Source organism: Sphingomonas phyllosphaerae, from assembly GCA_036946405.1.
GTDB classification, from domain to species: domain Bacteria; phylum Pseudomonadota; class Alphaproteobacteria; order Sphingomonadales; family Sphingomonadaceae; genus Sphingomonas; species Sphingomonas phyllosphaerae_D.
In genome coordinates this window covers 530,154-547,067 of sequence record JAQIJC010000001.1, presented here as the reverse complement: position 1 = coordinate 547,067, position 16,914 = coordinate 530,154, and the positions used below count along the sequence as shown (strand labels likewise).

Below are 16,914 nucleotides of genomic sequence, written 5' to 3'. Positions count from 1 at the left end.
TTGGATCAAGTCCGGGGCGACGGAAAAGAAGATACGTCATTGCTTCGCTGCGCTCGCAATGACGAAGAGCTTAGCGGCGTTGCGCCGCTTCGCTGTCGATCGACCATTCCCACACGCCGGCGCCTGGTGTCGCGACGGTAAGCCGCAGATAGCGTGTGGTGATGGGGTGGCGCAGCGTTACCGGGGAACCCTGATGTTCGCCCAGTGTGAGCAACGGCGTCCACGTTTTTCCGTCGCGCGAGGCGTCGAGGGCGTAGAGGTAGCGGCGGGTCGCAAACTCCGGGCGGAGGCGGCTGCCCGCGACCTGACGGACCGCGCCCAGATCGGCCACGATCGTACCCGCGGCGCTCGCGGGCGCGCGCCAGAGCGTCGCGTAATTGTCGTCGGCGGCCTTGGCAGCCTCGCGATTGCCGACCGGCGTCCACGTCAGGCCGCGATCGCGCGCGGCGACGAAGCCAGCGACCGCGCTGCCGTGCGTCGGACGGACACGCGTCATGGTGCCGTCGGCGGCGATCGTCAGCGGATCGACCGCTACCTGCCGCAGCACCGCGTCGCCCGCTTGCGGCCATGGCAGTGCTTGCCGGTGATAGAGGATATAGCTCCGCCCCTGCGAGCGGAACACGGCATGATGGCCGGGGCTGACGATATCGCGCGCGGCGTCGGTCTGGAGCAGCGGGCTGTTCGGTGCCTCGTGGAACGGGCCGAATGGCGTGGCGCCGATCGCATAGCGGACCTTGTACGTGTCCTTGGTGGTGTTGCCGTCGCTGTAGGTGAGCAGATAGCGGCCGTTCGCCTTTACCATGAACGGGCCCTCGAAGTAATTCTCGGGGTTCACGTCGCGTGGAGCGCCATCGAACGTGACCATGTCGGGCTTGAGCTTCACCACGAAGCAATGGCCGTTGGTCCAGTTGAGCCCCGATCCCCAATAGAGATAGGCCTGACCGTCGTCGTCGACGAATGCCTCCGCGTCGATCATGTGATAGGCCGGTGCGAAATCGCGGGCGATCAGCGGTTTGCCGCCATTGGCGTCGCGCCACGGGCCGGCGGGGGAGGCGGCGCTGCCGACCCACACCTCGCTGCCGACCGACACGTACATGAACCAGCGGCCGTTCTTCGCACGGACGACCGACGGTGCCCAGACCTTCGAATCGCCCGAGGTCGGGCTGGTCGCCGCCGCCTTGGTCGGCCAGTTCGGGGTCGAGAAGCGCCAGTCGCGGCCGTTCTCCGACGTCCACAGCCCGAGCCGATCGTCGCCCCATGGGTCGATCGTCGCGAAGATATACCAGTGATTGCCGTCGCGGACGATCGAGGGATCGGCGAAATAGCCGGGGAGCAGCGGGTTGCCCGCGCCCGGCGCGTCCCAGCGGGTGGGTTCGTCGGCGGCAAGCATCAGCGGGGCGGCGAGTAGCAGCAGCGCGGGTGCCCAGCGGTGCAGGCGGGCGGTCAGGCGGGGCATGGCAGGTCCTTCGCGCCATCGCGGCGGAGAATGAGGGTGACGATCGCGCGCGCAGGAGCGAGCGTTCCGGCGACGCAGGCGGCGCGGTGCGTCGCATCGGTGACGACCATCTGCGTCGTCCAGCCGGCAGGCACCGACAATCGGCGGGGTGTGACGCCCGGATTGACGTGGACCAGCGTCAGCCGCCGTCCGTCCGGCGACAGCGCACCAATCGTGTCGAGGTCGTCGACGGGCACCAGCCGGTCACCCGGGCGTATGTAGCGGCTGAATTGCGCCATCGCCCAATATTTCTGCGTGACGTGGATGGCGTGTGCGGCATTGGCGGGCGCGCGCAGATCGGCCTTGACCAGCCCCCAATTGCTCCCCTTCGCGCCGTCGACGGTGCTGAGCGTCTCGACCGCTTGCCAGAAGACCCAGGCGGCGGGCTCCAGCCGTTTGATGTCGAGCACGATATGCTCGGCCATCGCCAGCGGCGAGGCCATGCCCGCGAAATCCTCGGGGTCCTTGTCGAGTGGTGCGTCATTCTCGCTCATCCACAGCCGGATGCCGGCGGCGCGCGCGGCATCGCGCACGCCGGTCTGGTGGATGTTGCCGTAGCTGTGGACGTTGAGCTGCCCGATCCGGGCGCGGGTCGCGGCGGGATAGGCGGCCCAGTCGGCGAGGAAGAGCACCGAATTGGTCTCGTCGGGGGCGGCGACGACGGTCTTCAGCCCCTGCGCCCTAAGCGCGGCGTCGGTCGCGTCGATCATCGCGGCCTGCCGCGCCGGGCTCCAATGCGCGCCCTCCTGCTTGTTGGCGGCGAACCAGTAATCGGTGTTGGGCTCGTTGACCGGCGACAGCGTGCGGAAGGTGATGCGGTGGCGCTTCTGCAATTCGGCGACGCTGCGCGCGAGATAGGTCGCGAAGTGCTGCTCGAAGCCGGGGCGCAGATTGTCTTCGGTCGCCTTCTCGGCGCCCGACACGCGGCCGGAGACGGTCATGAACCATGGCGGCGAATTGGAGAAGGCCTCGAAGATCGGGGCCTTCACGCGGTCGCGGATCGCGTCGAGCCACCAGCGCTGGCGCTGATCCTGCGACCAGTCCCACATCGCCGGATCGTCGGCGCGCCACCAGTCGCGGCCCTGCGTGCCTTCCGGTTGTCGCCAGAAACCCGGCACGGCGCCACCGGGGCGCAGATAGGGTTTGGTGCCAGCGGCGTTGCCGCCGCCGATATTGTAGCGCGCGATCGTCCAGCCGAGCCCGTCCTTGCCGTAGAAGAGGTCGGCGAGCCGTTCGCGCTCGGCATCGGGCCAACCGCCGGTGACGTCGGCGAACCAGGCGAGCGCGGTGCCCCAGCCTTCGAAGGTGGTCGAGGGGCGGTCGACCGCCGGGCGCAGCGTGACGGTGACCGGCCGTTCCTGCGCGACGGCGGGAACAGCGAGGGCGGCGAGCGACGAGGCTGCCAGAAACAATCGACGAGGAACCGCTCTTCTCCCGCTTTTTGTATGACAATAAGCGTGAGGGCGGCGTGGTCAAGGAAGACCGGTCACCTAGCTCGTTTCGTCATCCCGGACTTGATCCGGGATCCCGCTCTCTACCTCGGTCGCAAGGAAGAAGCGGGGCCCCGGATCAAGTCCGGGGTGACGGTGGAACGGGAGCAAGTCGCTCAACACTAAAATCGGTACTCATAATCCTCGCCGGGGCCGCCCTCGTCCTCGCGCGGCGGCCCGCGATCTTCGGGGTAGCGCTCCACCGGCACACGCTGGCGCGGCTCGGGCGGTTGCGGCAATTCGATCCCCAACTCGCGCAGCCGGTTCATCGCATCCTCGATCGATGGTTGCGCGCCATCGATCACGCGGCCGAACTGGTCGATCGCGTCGCCCATATTGTCGAGCGGCGCGCCCATCTCGTCGGCCTCGGGTGCGACGACGACCGGAATGTGCAGCGCCGACATCATGAACTGCCGCCAGATCTGCGCGGGAATCCCGCCGCCATGCAGGCCGGGGTTGGGCGAGCTGTCGTCCTTGCCGACCCAGACGCCGACCACGAGGTTGCCCGCGAAGCCGATGAACCAGCCGTCGCGGCCGCCCTGGCTGGTGCCGGTCTTACCGAAGGCGTCGACGGGCAGGTTGGCGTCGCGCCCGGTACCGCGGATCGACGAGCCGAGCAGCGAGCGCATCTCGTCGCGTACCTTGCCGGGCATCTCGCTGTCGCGGCCGGCGATCTTTTCATACCAGCTCGCGTTGCGGTTGCCCTCGACGCCGCGCGGCGTCACCGGATAGCGGCCGTTGGCGATCGCGGCATAGGCGCCGGTCAGCTCCAGCAGCGACACCTCGGCGGTGCCGAGCCCGATCGTCGCCTCGTTGGGGATCGGCGTGGTGATGCCGAGATCGCGCGCGGTCTTGATGACGTTGCGGACGCCGACTTCCTGCGTCAACCGCGCGGCGACGACGTTCGAGGAACGCGCGAAGGCGCGGCGCAGCGTGATCGGGCCTAGGTAGCGGCCGTCGTCGTTGCGCGGCTTCCACCCGGCGATCTCGACCGGCGAATCGTCGCGGACGTCGTCGGGGGTCAGCCCGGCGCGCAAGGCGGCGAGGTAGACGAACAGCTTGAAGGTCGAGCCCGGCTGGCGTTTCGCCTGCACCGCACGGTTGAAGGCGCTGGTCTTGTAGTCCTTGCCGCCGACCATCGCGACGACCTCGCCATCGGGGCGCATCGCGACCACCGCCGCCTGCAGCCCGCGCAGGCTTGCCTGCCGGACGACGCGCTCGGCGGTCGATTGCAGCCCGCGGTCCAGCGTGGTCTTCACGGTCGCCTCGGTGCCCGCATCCCCCGCGACCTCGCGCGCGGTGGGGAGCACCCAGTCCGCGAAATAGGTGCCGGTCGGCAAGGTGTCGGCGCGCGCGGCGAGCACGCGCTGCGGCTGGACGGTCGCGGCCTCGCCTTTGGTCAGGAAGCCGGCGTCGACCATCGCGCCGACCACCACCGCCTGCCGCGCGCGCGCGCCCTTCAGGTTCCCGGTGGGGGCGAGCCGCGACGGCGCCTTGACCAGCCCGGCGAGCATCGCCGCCTGTCCGATGTTGAGCTTCTGCGGGGTGCGGCCGAAGTAATGTTTCGACGCGGCGGTGATGCCGTAGACGTTGTCGCCGAAATAGACGTTCGACAGATAGCGCGAGAGGATCTCGTCCTTGCTGAGCCATGCCTCCAGCCAGAAGGCGATCATGACCTCGCGGATCTTGCGTGCGGCGGTGCGGTCCGAGTCGAGGAAGGCGTTCTTGGCCAGCTGCTGCGTGATCGTCGAGCCGCCCTGTCGCACCCCGCCCGAGCCGACGTTCGCCCAGGCGGCGCGCGCGATGCCGCGCGGGTCGATCCCCCAGTGCGAGTAGAAGCGCCGATCCTCGATCGCGAGGAACGCCTCGCGGACATGCGCGGGCAAGGTGCTGGCGTCGACCGGCGTGCCGATGATCGCGCCGCGCCGCGCGATCGGCGTGCCGTCGGCGGCGGTCAGCGTGATCGACGGTGGCGTCGGCGGCTTGAGCGAGCGCGACAGCGGCGCGGTGACGGCAAGCCAGATGACCGCGAGCACGAACAGCACGATCGACGCGGCGAGCCCGCGGACGATCCACTTGCCCCATGCGATCCGGCGACGCGGCGGCGACGGGTCGCCGCCGTCGTCGAAACGCGGCGCGTCGTGGCGCGCGGAATCGCCGTGCCACGCACCGAACGACGGCAATTCATCGGGCGCGCTGCCCGGATTGTCGCCGCGTGCGTGGTTGTAGCGGACGCGGCCGGTGTCGTAGGGGTCGGGGCGCATGGCTGTTGGTGTCTTACGCTGATATAACAGTTGTCGCAAGCCTCGCCCGCGTAAACCAAGGATAGCCAAATGCAGGATGATGCGAAAGGCGCGCGCGCGCCGCTGGTGGTGGGGATTGGCGGGACGATCGGCGGGGTGTCTTCGACCGAGCGCGCGCTGAAGATCGCGCTGGGCGAGGCGGCGGCGCAGGGCTTTCGCACGCAGATGTTCGGCGGCGCGGACATGGCGCGGCTGCCGCTGTACGATCCGCGCGCGACCTCGCGGACGCCGGAGGAGCAGGCGTTCGTCGAGGCGGTGCGACAGGCGTCGGCGGTGATCATCTCCAGCCCCGGCTATCACGGCAGCATTTCGGGCGTGGTGAAGAACGCGCTGGATCTGCTGGAGGAGACCGCGCGCGACTCGCGGCCGTATCTGGCCGACATGCCGGTCGGGCTGATCGCGACCGCTTATGGCTGGCAGGCGACCGGCTCGACGATCGCGGCGTTGCGCTCGATCGTCCATGCGCTGCGCGGCTGGCCGACCCCGTTCGCGGCGGCGATCAACACGCAGGTGACGCGCTTCGACGACGAGGGCGGGGCGAGCGATCCGGCGGTGGTGGAGCAATTGCGACTGATCGGGCGGCAGGTCGCGCGCTTCGCGCCGCTGTCCGAGGGCGGCGCGGCGGCATGAGGGCCGCGATCCGCCCCCGGCGGAGCGCGCTGTTCCTGCCTGCCTCGAACGCGCGCGCGATCGAGAAGGCGCGGACCCTGCCGTGTGACGTGGTGATCCTCGACCTGGAGGATGCGGTCGCGCCGGCGCAGAAGTGCGTGGCGCGCGATGCGGCGAAGGCGGCGATCGATGAGGGCGGGTTCGGGGCGCGCGAGCTGGTGGTGCGGGTGAACGCGCCGGACACGCCGTGGGGCGCGGACGATCTGGCGGCGTTGCGCGGGGCGGCGGTGGACGCGGTGCTGCTGCCCAAGCTGGACGACCCGGCGACCCTGACGGACGTGCGCGCCGCGCTGGGCGACGGGCCGGCGCTCTGGGCGATGATCGAGACATGTGAGGGCGTGCTGCGGCTGCCCGCGATTGTCGATGCTGCGGCGGAACACGGGCTGATGGCGCTGGTCGCGGGGACGAACGACCTGGCGCGCGAGCTGCGGTGTCGGGTCGGTGCCGACCGCGCGCCCTTGCTGCCGGCGCTCGCGCAGATCCTGCTGGCGGCGCGGTCGCGGGGGTTGGTGGCGCTCGACGGCGTCATCAATACGCTCGATGATCAGGCAGCGATCTCCGCGGAATGTGCGCAGGGACGGGCTTACGGCTTCGAGGGGAAGACGTTGATCCATCCGGCGCAGATCGCGGCGGCGAATGAAGCGTTCGGGCCATCGGACGAAGAGGTGGCGGCGGCGCGGATGCTGGCGGCGGCCTTCGACGGGCGCGAGGACGAGGGCGCGATCCGCGTCGCGGGGCGGATGGTCGAGCGGCTGCATCTGGAGGAAGCGCGGCGGACTCTGGCGCTGGCCGAGGCCGTGGCGGCGCGATAACGAGGTCCGGTATCCCGGTGAGGGCGAGACTTCTGAGAAGCTGCGCCCGTCATGCCGGACTTGTTCCGGCATCCAAGGTTACGCAAGCGCATAAGCTCTTGATTCGGTGGAGCGGTGGACCCCGGAACAAGTCCGGGGTGACGAATGGTTGGGGGCTAGTGGCGGACTTTCGCAAAGGTCTTGCGACGGCGGGAATTTGGAGTGTGATCCATCCACGCCGAAGCGTTACCCCGGCGAAGGCCGGGGTCCCGTCGAGGGACGCTGATGATGCGCGTCACGCTTCATTTCATCGGCCTTCCCGACTGGGCCCCGGCCTTCGCCGGGGTACAAGACGGGGACGTTTTGTACAGGTCTCCCCCACGCGCCAGTGACGTGTGGGCGGGCTATTTCCGGCAGTAGCCCTCGCCGGACTTGACGATTAGGCAATCCTTCTTGCCCGCCAGCCACTTGAGCCCGGTCGCGTCGCCGTCGCCGGGCACCGCGGTTTCTGCGACGCCGTTGCGCATGAAGCGCAACCCTTCAGCGGTGACCGAGCCCTCGAACGTGCCGCGATGGTCGAGGTCCCATTGCATGTCGAGCGTCACGCCGCCCGCCTCGCGCCGGGCGACGTCGAGGAACATGCCCTCCACCCCGACCCAGCGGCCAAGATAGCGTTCCTCCAGCGCGGCGATGGCGGCGGGCTCGACCGCATTGTCGCGCATCTGCCCGCCACCGGGTTCGTCCCGCGGGGCTGCGACGGGGCCGACGCGCTCGGACGGAGTCGCGCTCGGCGCGGGATCGGGGGCCGGCTGCGCACAGGCGACGAACGCGAGCGGAACGGCGAGGAGGATCAGGCGCTTCGTCATCATGCGTCAACCCGCGGCGGGCGTGCCGCGTTCCGGGTAGCTTTGACGCGCGCGGATCGCTAGAGCGCGGCCATCCTTTCAGTGAGGGAGTCGATCCTTGCGTATCGCCATCGCCTGCGACCATGCTGCCGTCCCGCTCAAGGACGAGTTGCGCGACTGGATGATCGGCGAGGGACATGAGGTAATCGATCTCGGCACGCACGGCGACGCCAGCGTCGATTACCCCGATTACGGCCGCAAGCTGGCCGATGCGCTCGCCGCCGGCGAAGCGGAGCGCGGGGTCGCGCTGTGCGGATCGGGTATCGGGATCATGATCGCCGCCAACCGCAACCCGGCGGTGCGTTGCGCGCTCGTCAACGAACCGCTGTCCGCCGAGCTGGCACGCAGCCACAACGACGCCAACGCGATCGCGATGGGCGCCCGGCTGATCGGCACCGAGATGGCGCGCGCCTGCGTACGTGCCTTTCTTTCCACGGATTTCCTCGGCGGGCGCCATGCCGCGCGCGTCGACATGCTCAAGGAGCCCGCATGAGCACCAACCCGACCTCGCTTTCCGACATCCAGCCGGATGGTTTCTTCACCCGCGGCCTTGCCGATGCCGATGCGGCGGTGTTCGCCGGCGTCGCGCACGAGCTGACCCGCGAGCAGACGCAGATCGAGCTGATCGCGTCGGAGAATATCGTCAGCCGCGCCGTGTTGGAGGCGCAGGGGTCGGTATTCACGAACAAGTACGCCGAGGGCTATCCCGGCAAGCGTTACTATCAGGGCTGCCACCCGTCCGACGAGGTCGAGCAGCTGGCGATCGATCGCGCCAAGCAGCTGTTCAACTGCGGGTTCGTCAACGTCCAGCCGCATTCGGGCGCGCAGGCGAACGGTGCGGTGATGCTGGCGCTGGTCAAGCCCGGCGACACGATCCTTGGGCTCAGCCTCGACGCGGGCGGGCACCTGACGCACGGCGCGCGCGCGGCGATGAGCGGCAAGTGGTTCAACGCCGTGCAATATGGCGTGACCGCGGATACGCATCTGATCGATTATGACGCGGTCGAACGCCAGGCGGTCGAGACGCAGCCGAAGCTGATCATCGCGGGCGGCTCGGCGTATCCGCGTCACATCGACTTCGCGCGCTTCCGCGCGATCGCCGACAAGGTCGGTGCGTTCTTCATGGTCGACATGGCGCATTTCGCCGGACTGGTCGCGGGCGGTGTTCACCCGACGCCGTTCGGTCATGCGCATGTCGTGACCACCACCACGCACAAGACGCTGCGCGGCCCGCGCGGCGGCATGGTGCTGACCGATGACGAAGCGATCGCGAAGAAGATCAACTCGGCGGTGTTCCCGGGGCTGCAGGGCGGGCCACTGATGCACGTCGTCGCCGCCAAGGCGGTTGCGTTCGGCGAGGCGCTGCGGCCCGAATTCAAGAGCTATGCCGCCGCGGTGGTTGAGAATGCCAAGGTGCTGGCGGCGACGCTGAAGGAGCGCGGTGCAGATCTCGTATCGGGCGGGACCGACACGCATCTCGCGCTGGTCGATCTCACCCCGCTCGGCATCACCGGCCGCGACGCAGACGAGGCGCTGGAGCGCGCCGGGATCACCTGCAACAAGAACGGCATCCCGAACGATCCGCTGCCGCCGGTCAAGACCAGCGGCATCCGCGTCGGCTCGCCCGCGGGCACGACCCGCGGCTTCGGCACCGCCGAGTTCCGCGAGATCGGTAATATGGTCGCCGACGTGCTCGACGGCCTGCGCGAGAACGGCGAGGCCGGCGACGCGACGGTCGAGGCGAACGTGCGGGAACGTGTTCGCGCGTTGTGCGCTCGGTTCCCGATCTACAGCTAAGGAGAACGATCGGTGGCCGATTTCGACAGCAAGGTAAACGAAGTGCGCGGCACGGTGAAGAACACGCCGGGTCTGGGCAAGAGCATGGCGAAGTGGAGCGCGCTGGGTGCGGTCGTCGCGATTCCGCTGCCGGTGGTCGGGCCGATCTTCGGCGCGATCGCGGGCGCGGCCTGGGCCTATCACAAGGGCACCAAGAACAAGTGACCCGCTGAATGCGCTGCCCTTTTTGCGGACATGACGCCAGCCAGGTGAAGGACAGCCGCCCCACGGACGATGGGGCGGCGATCCGGCGGCGGCGGCAATGCGAGGGCTGCGCGGCGCGCTTCACCACCTTCGAGCGCATCCAGTTGCGCGATCTGACAGTGGTGAAGAGCGAGTCGCGGCGGGAGCCGTTCGATCGCGAGAAACTGCTGCGCTCGATCTCGATCGCCGCGCGCAAGCGGCCGGTCGAGCCGGTGCGGCTGGAGAAGCTGGTCAGCGGCATCCAGCGGCAGCTGGAGACGAGCGGCGAGGCTGAAGTGTCGGCCAAACGGATCGGCGAGATGGTGATGGACGGGCTCAAGGGGCTCGATTCGGTCGCCTATATTCGGTTTGCCAGCGTGTATCGCGACTTCAGCGAGGCGCGCGACTTCGAGGAATTCGCGGGCAGCGTGGAGGAAGCCGGGCGGGGGTGAGGCGGGCTGCCGCTCCCACGCCGTTCGGTTCGAGCAGCATCGAGCTTGCCGAGATGCGCCCGTCGAGAACATAGCGTTCCGATGAGCTTCTACGTCTATATCCTGCGCTGCGCCGACGGCAGCTATTATACCGGGCACACCGACGACCTCGAGCACCGGGTCGCCGAGCATCAATCAGGGACGATCCCGGGTTACACGCATGATCGTCGCCCGGTGGAATTGATGTGGGCGCAGGATTTTCCGAGTCGGATCGAGGCGCTGGAGCGCGAGCGGCAGGTAAAGGACTGGTCGCGCGCGAAGAAAGAGGCGCTGTTTGCCGGTGACTGGCGCGCGATCGGCGAGGCGTCGCGTTCTCGACGGCGCGTCTCGGCTGCGCTCGACGCTGGCTCGAACCGAACGGATGGGGGTGAGGGAGTGTGGGTGGCTGATGCTGCTTCAGCCTCGCCCCCAGACGAACGGAGTGAGGGGGGGCAGCAGGGTGCCGGCGTCCGGGTGACGGTGCCTGCCGCTCCTCAGGACGAACGGGCCGGAGGAGAAAAGCTTCCCGCCCCACCCCCCGTCATCGTCCTCGTCCGCCCGCAATTGGGCGAGAATATCGGCAAGGCGGCGCGGGCGATGCTCAATTTCGGTCTGGTCGAGCTGCGGCTGGTCGCGCCGCGCGATGGCTGGCCGAACCCGCAGGCCGGGCCGGCGGCATCGGGGGCGGATATCGTGCTCGAACGCGCGGTGGTGTTCGAAACGGTCGCCGACGCCGTCGCCGATTGCGCGCATGTCTATGCGACGACCGTGCGCAAGCGCGGCGTGACCAAGCCGGTCGTTACCCCGGCCGAGGCGGCGCAGACGATCCACGCCGCGCCGGGGCGGTCGGCGATCCTGTTCGGGCCGGAGCGGTCGGGGCTGGAAACCGACGATGTCGCGGTGGCGCGGACGATCGTCACCGTGCCGATCAATCCCGAATTCGGCAGCCTCAATCTGGCGCAGGCGGTGATCCTCGTCGCCTATGAATGGTCGAAGGGGCAGGCGCTGGCGAGCCCACCGGCGGTCGACACCGAGCCGCCCGCGCCGCAGGTCGAACTGGACGGCATGATCGCGCAGCTCGATGCCTTGCTCGACGACGGTGGCTATTTCTTCCCGCCCGATCGCACCCCCACGACCCGGCGGATGCTGCGGACGTTGCTGACCAAACCGGGCTGGTCGAGCCAGGAGGTGCGCACGGTGCGCGGCATCCTGTCGTCGCTGGTCCCGAAGCGGCCACGCGGCGGCTGAGGTCAGTCGATGCGCGGCGAGGGCGGGCGGCCGTCCGAATAGGACCGTACCGGATCGCGCAACGACAGCCCGGCGGCGACCGCCCGCTGGATGATGAGGCGGATCGACCCGTGCTTGGCGCTGTTGGTATCGCTCGGCCGATCGCACTGGCGAAGATAGTCGGGCGAGACGAGCAATCCGCCGGTGGTGCGACGGTACGGGCCGCGTTCGACGATCAGCGGGGCGACGCGACGGCGGACCGTGGTGTCGGGCGTCGACAGCGCGCGCGCGATCTGCGCGACGCGCACGGCATGACGCGGCAGCAGGACCGCCGGGCCGCCGAAGCCGCCGAGCGCGCGATCGGCCTTGAGCGCCTGATAATTGCTGTGCAGCACGACCGAGAAGATCGCGAGATCGAGCGACTCGGTGCAGAGCGCCCGGTTGACCTCGGCAAGCGCCAGATACAGATCGATCGCCGCGCACACACCGTCGGTCAGCGGCAATCGCGTCGCGGTCGATGCGGGCACCGTCGCGACGGAGAACAAGCCATGCGGCACGCCATCGGCGATCAGGCGGACGAAACAGTCGTGCGCATAGCGTAGCTGCTGCCAATTGTCGTGGCGTGCCCAGAACGCCTGCGAGAGCGTGACGCCGCTGCGCGTCCGTTCGCAGATCCGCGCTTCCAGCAGGGCGCAGATGTGCCGTCGCACGGTTTCGAACGGTCGTCCCAGCGACATGGCGGCGGAATGGACCGAGATGGTGCCGCTGTATTCGGGTTGCGAAAGGCTGGTGCGCAACAACAGGCAGAATACCATGAAGCGGTCTATGTTACCGTCGAAGTAACGAAGTCCGCGCATGCTCATGCTACTGTGGAATTCGGCGAGTAGCGCAGCAAGTATCGGTATGTGACTGAATTGTTGCATTGATGGCCGAACATTCGTTGGATAAACAACGTGTTGCAGTGCGGCCGTGTAATTCGGCACGGTACCCATCCCCTCTCGGGCGCACTGGCGGCGCACCCATGCAGACCTGTCGACGATAGCGTTCCTTGCTCGGCAAGCTATCGCTTCCACCAGAGGCTTTTACAAGCGGGGAGAGGCAGTGCAAACAAAAGAAGATGTGCTTCGTCGCAAGTTCTTCTTACTCGCCGATGCTTCAACCAACCTCTTGGTTCCATCGTCGAAATCGGCGGTATGTCATCGCATACCGCCACGCGGCCAGGAAAGATCAAACTAGCCTTTCGATGATCTACAAAGCTAACTATCAGAAAAATAGTGGAAAGTATACGACAGATTGATTCACGTGCGTTGGTTAACCACCGGCGGCCGGTCGGGGCCGCCGGTGATCCGCGCGCTTATTCCGCCGGATGCGGCGCGGTCGTCAGCGCGAGGGGGCGCCCGGCGAGCGCGGCGTCGAGCGCCGGCTGGTCGAGCTTGCCCTCCCAGCGTGCGACCACGATCGCGGCGACCGCATTGCCGACGAAGTTGGTCAGGCTGCGGCATTCGCTCATGAAGCGATCGACGCCGAGGATCAGCGCCATCCCCGCGACCGGCACGGTGGGGACGATCGACAGCGTGGCGGCCAGCGTGATGAAGCCGGCCCCGGTGACGCCTGCCGCGCCCTTCGACGAGAGCATCGCGACGCCGAGCAGCAGCAGTTGCTGGCCGATCGTCAGGTCGACGTTGCACGCCTGCGCGATGAACAGCGCCGCGAGCGTCATGTAGATGTTGGTGCCGTCGAGATTGAACGAATAGCCGGTCGGGACAACCAGCCCGACCACACCGCGGTCGCAGCCGGCGGCCTCGAGTTTGGTGAGCAGGCCGGGCAGCGCCGGCTCCGACGAGGACGTGCCGAGCACCAGCAGCAACTCGGCCTTCAGGTAGCCGATCAGCCGCAGGATCGAGAAACCGTGCAGCCGCGCGACGATGCCGAGGATGCCGAACACGAACAGCGCCGAGGTCAGATAGAAGGTCGCGACCAGTCCGCCGAGGTTGACGAGGCTGCCGACGCCGTACTTGCCGACGGTGAACGCGATCGCGCCGAACGCTCCGAGCGGTGCGACGCGCATCAGGATCGCGACGACGCGGAACACGACGATGTTGAGCCGCTCGATCATGTCGAGGATCGGTGCGGCGGGCTTGCCGACCAGGCTGATCGCGACGCCGAACAGGATCGCGACCAGCAACACCTGCAGGATGTTGCCCTGCGTCAGGGCGGAGATCAGCGTGTCGGGGATGACGTTGAGCAAGAAGCCGGTGAGTGTCGTATCGTGCGCCTTGGCGGCATAATCGGCGACCGCGCCGGTATCGAGCGTGGCGGGATTGATGTTCATCCCCGCGCCCGGCTGCACGACGTTGGCGACGACCAATCCGACGATCAGCGCAAGTGTGGAGAAGAAGAGGAAGTATCCGAATGCCTTGCCGGCGACGCGTCCGACCGCGCGCAGCTCGCTCAGCCCGGCGATCCCGCTGACCAGCGTCAGGAAGATGACCGGGGCGATCACCATCTTGACCAGCTTGATGAACCCGTCGCCGAGCGGCTTCAGCGCCGCCCCGAGGTCCGGATAGAAATGCCCGACGATCGCGCCGACCACGATCGCGATCAGCACCTGAACGTAAAGATGGTGGTGAAGGCGGCGCGGACCTTCGGCTTCGGGCGGAATGATGGTGCTGTGCATAACCTCTCCTCGCGTCCGCATCGAAGGACGTCTTGGCAGAGAGGCTATCGCGGATCGCTGCCGCGGCGAAGTGTTCGGCGCGTGTCGGTTATCTATCTGTAATAACGCCATTATTTTCAAGGAGGCCGGGGGCGTTGCCCGGAAGCGTGCGGATACCCGCCCGTCACCGTGCCCGTGCGTGCCGATATTCGCACGTCATGGTCGGCCGGCGCGCTCCCACGCCGCGATGTCGGCCACGCCTTGCGCCACGGTGATGCGCGGGCAGTAACCGGTCGCGCGCATCCGATCGATCGCGTAGCGCACCGGCGTGCGAAACCGGGCGACCTCGTCGGCCGACGGCGTCCGCGCGACGAAGCGGTCGAGCAGGTCGAGCGACAAACCGGCGCGACCGGCGGCCGCTCCGATCACCCGGGCGAGCTTGCGCGCCGTGAGCGTCGCCGGACCGGGCAGCGATCCGGTGCCCGGCGCCGCCTGTATCGCGTCGCGCAACGCCTCGATATAGTCGTGCCACGTCGGAATATCGGTGCCGTTGACGTTGAAGGTCCCCGCGACCGGGGTCGCGATCGTGACCAGATGGGCGATGAAGCCGGCAAGGTCGTCGACATGGATGAGGTTGGCGTCGCCGCGTCCCGCTGCGCCGAGCACCGGCCAGCCATCGTGGAGCCGGTCGAGATAGGCGGTGGTCCACGCCGTGCCGCGCGGGCCGTAGACCAAGGTGGGACGAAGGATGGCGACCGACAGCGCATCGCGCGCCTGATCGCAGGCCGCCTCCGCCACGAGCTTCGCCGCCCCGTACGCGCCGTGCGGACGATCGGTCGGTGCCTCCTCGTCGATCGTGCCGGTCGCCCGGCCGTAGACCGCGACCGAGCTGAGCTGGACGAAGCGCTTCACCCCCGCGGCACGCGCCGCCGCCAGCGTGTTGCGGGTGCCGTCGACGATGACGCGCGTGTCGCGCGGGCCGCCGACTGCGGTATGGACCACCGTCTCGACACCGCGCATCGCCACCGCGAGCGCCTTGGGGTCGAGGACGTTGAGCGCGGTGCCGCCGGGGGGCGGGCGGCGATAGCCTGCAACGACGGGAACGCCGGACGCCCCCAGCGCGGCGACGACGCGTCGCCCGACGAAGCCGCCCGCGCCGGTCACCAGCACCGGCCCCTTCATGCGCGCTGCCCCCCGAGATGATCGGCGAGCCGCAGCGCGAGGGCGACGGTCGTCAGCGTGGGATTGGCCTGGCTGGAGGTCGGCGTGACCGAAGCGCTGGCCACATAGAGATTGGCGACGCCATGTACCCGGCAGTCGCGATCGACGACGCCATCGCGGGGGTTGGCCGACATCCGCGTCGTGCCGCTGTGATGCCCGCCATAGGCGGCCGCATCGAGCAGCGCTTCCTCCAAGGCCGCCTCGTCATAGTCGAGCGACCCGGTGCCGGTACGCGCCAATTCGTCGCGGATCAGCCGATAGGTGGCGCGCGCCGAGTCGAAGTCGGCGGGGGCGACGCGCCAGTCGACGTGGAGGCGGCGCATCCCCAGCGCATCACGCTCGGCGGACAAGGCGATGCGGCTGTCCCAATTGGGCGATTGCTCGCTGACGAACTCCAATGGGTAACGATTGTCGTGCGACGGCAGCGCGATCGACGGAATCCGCCGCGTCGCCAGATAGCGCTTCATCCCCCATGTGCGCGCGAAGTCGAACAATCGCACCGGGTGACGCGCGATATTGCCGACATGGCGCAGACAGCGGCCGAGCGAGCGGTCCGCCTCGCGCGCGCCACGGCTGTATTCATATTTCACCGCGAAGGCGGCCAGGAACATCAGCGACAGCACGGGATCGCCGTGCGCGGGATCGTTGGCGTCGCGGATGTGGAGGCGCACGCTACTGTTGAGCAAGTGCCGCGCGCGCTGTGCCGCGGGCGTGGGGGCGAGCCGGCGGCGGATGTAGATCCCCTCCGCATCACGCTCGTAATCGAAGCCGATCGTCCCGGGGTCGCCGATGAAATGCGCCATGCCGAAGGTTGCGGCGAGGTGGCACATATAGCCGCGCCCCAGCCAGCCGCCCGCGTTGCCGGGGCCGGCGGGCAGCACGTCGTCGGCGGCGAGCAGCAACCGCGTGCTCTCCAGCCCGCCCGCCGCCAGCACGTAAGCGTTCGCGCGAACCTGCCAGTCTGCGCCGGCCGGCGTGCGCACGGCGAGATGGTCGACGCTGTTGCCGTCCGCTGCGAGCCGGATCGCGGTGACGGGCGCGTGCGTAACGACGCGGACGTTGGCGGCGGCGGTCAGTTGCCGGCCGTAGCGCGTCCAGAAGTTGGTGGGGCGGCTGAAGCGCTCGATCGTGGTGTGCAGCCACGCGCCATCGAGCCCCGGGACGATCGGCGCGGAGGGCGTGTGGTCGAACGCGCCCGCCTCCGCCGCCGCCATCGCGGCAGGATAGTAACGCGCGACCTCCTGATAGCCGATCGGCCAGCCCGAGTGGGCGACCCACGGGCGGGGTTCGAAATCGATCGGATCGAACGGGATTGCGCGCCCGCCCCACAAGGCGGTGGTGCCACCCAGCGCGCGGACGCGATAGGTGTCGAGCGGCCAGTGGACGCGCGGATCGGCGACGTGCCCGGCATAGGCATCCTGCACCGCGGGTTCGGCTTTCGCTCCGCCGGCCTCGAGCACCAGCACCGCCATCCCCAGCGCAGCGCATCGTGCGGCGAGCGTCAGCCCGGCAGCGCCCGACCCGACGATGCACACGTCGGCCGGCGCAGGCGGGGCGGTCAGGTCGCTGGCATCGGCGCGCACGCTGTCTCCTCAACGCTGGGCGGCAAGGCGTAGCATGCCGCGGCGTCGGAGCAAGCGTAACGGCCCCGCCGCCACCGCGGCGGGG

At 68.7% G+C, this 16,914-nt stretch carries 15 protein-coding genes; 7 read left to right on the top strand and 8 right to left on the bottom strand.

What is annotated here, in order from left to right; all coding sequences use genetic code 11:
* Positions 1–70: 70 nt before the first annotated feature.
* The 3 genes from PGN12_02430 to PGN12_02420 form a co-directional block, all read right to left on the bottom strand.
* Positions 71–1,456 (bottom strand): family 43 glycosylhydrolase, encoded by a 1,386-nt coding sequence (locus PGN12_02430; protein MEH3102745.1) that lies wholly within the window; start codon positions 1,454–1,456, stop codon positions 71–73.
* A complete protein-coding gene (locus PGN12_02425; GenBank protein ID MEH3102744.1) occupies positions 1,444–2,907 on the bottom strand; it encodes a glycosyl hydrolase in 1,464 nt (487 codons plus the stop codon). Before PGN12_02425 ends, PGN12_02430 begins: the two co-directional genes overlap by 13 nt.
* 200 nt (positions 2,908–3,107) lie before the next feature.
* A complete protein-coding gene (locus PGN12_02420; GenBank protein ID MEH3102743.1) occupies positions 3,108–5,249 on the bottom strand; it encodes a transglycosylase domain-containing protein in 2,142 nt (713 codons plus the stop codon).
* Positions 5,250–5,318: 69 nt separating this feature from the next.
* On the opposite strand from PGN12_02420, the gene PGN12_02415 reads away from it, so the two are divergent.
* A complete protein-coding gene (locus PGN12_02415) occupies positions 5,319–5,918 on the top strand; it encodes an NAD(P)H-dependent oxidoreductase (protein ID MEH3102742.1) in 600 nt (199 codons plus the stop codon).
* A complete protein-coding gene (locus PGN12_02410) occupies positions 5,915–6,769 on the top strand; it encodes a CoA ester lyase (GenBank protein ID MEH3102741.1) in 855 nt (284 codons plus the stop codon). The genes PGN12_02415 and PGN12_02410 overlap by 4 nt, the downstream gene beginning before the upstream one ends.
* Positions 6,770–7,152: 383 nt before the next feature.
* On the opposite strand, the gene PGN12_02405 is transcribed toward PGN12_02410, so the two are convergent.
* Positions 7,153–7,617 carry a hypothetical protein gene (locus PGN12_02405; GenBank protein ID MEH3102740.1) on the bottom strand — a complete coding sequence of 155 codons (465 nt, stop codon included), beginning with the start codon at positions 7,615–7,617 and terminating at the stop codon, positions 7,153–7,155.
* A 94-nt stretch (positions 7,618–7,711) separates the two neighbouring features.
* Here PGN12_02405 and rpiB point away from each other — a divergent pair, with 94 nt between their 5' ends.
* The 5 genes from rpiB to PGN12_02380 all read left to right on the top strand — a co-directional run bounded on the left by rpiB (position 7,712) and on the right by PGN12_02380 (position 11,390).
* Positions 7,712–8,146, top strand: coding sequence for a ribose 5-phosphate isomerase B (rpiB, locus tag PGN12_02400; GenBank protein ID MEH3102739.1), 435 nt, complete (start codon positions 7,712–7,714; stop codon positions 8,144–8,146).
* The gene (locus tag PGN12_02395) at positions 8,143–9,450 is read left to right on the top strand and encodes a serine hydroxymethyltransferase (GenBank protein MEH3102738.1); all 1,308 of its coding nucleotides are present in this window, start codon (positions 8,143–8,145) and stop codon (positions 9,448–9,450) included. The genes rpiB and PGN12_02395 overlap by 4 nt, the downstream gene beginning before the upstream one ends.
* A gap of 12 nt (positions 9,451–9,462) precedes the next feature.
* Positions 9,463–9,654 carry a hypothetical protein gene (locus PGN12_02390; GenBank protein ID MEH3102737.1) on the top strand — a complete coding sequence of 64 codons (192 nt, stop codon included), beginning with the start codon at positions 9,463–9,465 and terminating at the stop codon, positions 9,652–9,654.
* Between the two features lie 8 nt (positions 9,655–9,662).
* Positions 9,663–10,124: a transcriptional regulator NrdR gene (gene nrdR / locus PGN12_02385; GenBank protein MEH3102736.1), complete on the top strand. Its 462-nt coding sequence runs from the start codon at positions 9,663–9,665 to the stop codon at positions 10,122–10,124.
* Between the two features lie 81 nt (positions 10,125–10,205).
* The gene (locus PGN12_02380) at positions 10,206–11,390 is read left to right on the top strand and encodes a GIY-YIG nuclease family protein (protein MEH3102735.1); all 1,185 of its coding nucleotides are present in this window, start codon (positions 10,206–10,208) and stop codon (positions 11,388–11,390) included.
* A gap of 2 nt (positions 11,391–11,392) precedes the next feature.
* On the opposite strand, the gene PGN12_02375 is transcribed toward PGN12_02380, so the two are convergent.
* The 4 genes from PGN12_02375 to PGN12_02360 all read right to left on the bottom strand — a co-directional run bounded on the left by PGN12_02375 (position 11,393) and on the right by PGN12_02360 (position 16,829).
* Positions 11,393–12,184, bottom strand: coding sequence for a hypothetical protein (locus tag PGN12_02375; protein MEH3102734.1), 792 nt, complete (start codon positions 12,182–12,184; stop codon positions 11,393–11,395).
* A gap of 539 nt (positions 12,185–12,723) precedes the next feature.
* Positions 12,724–14,046 carry a dicarboxylate/amino acid:cation symporter gene (locus PGN12_02370; protein ID MEH3102733.1) on the bottom strand — a complete coding sequence of 441 codons (1,323 nt, stop codon included), beginning with the start codon at positions 14,044–14,046 and terminating at the stop codon, positions 12,724–12,726.
* A 195-nt stretch (positions 14,047–14,241) separates the two neighbouring features.
* A complete protein-coding gene (locus PGN12_02365; GenBank protein MEH3102732.1) occupies positions 14,242–15,207 on the bottom strand; it encodes an NAD(P)-dependent oxidoreductase in 966 nt (321 codons plus the stop codon).
* On the bottom strand, positions 15,204–16,829 hold the full coding sequence (locus PGN12_02360; GenBank protein ID MEH3102731.1) for a GMC family oxidoreductase: 1,626 nt from the start codon (positions 16,827–16,829) through the stop codon (positions 15,204–15,206). The genes PGN12_02365 and PGN12_02360 overlap by 4 nt, the downstream gene beginning before the upstream one ends.
* Positions 16,830–16,914: the final 85 nt, after the last annotated feature.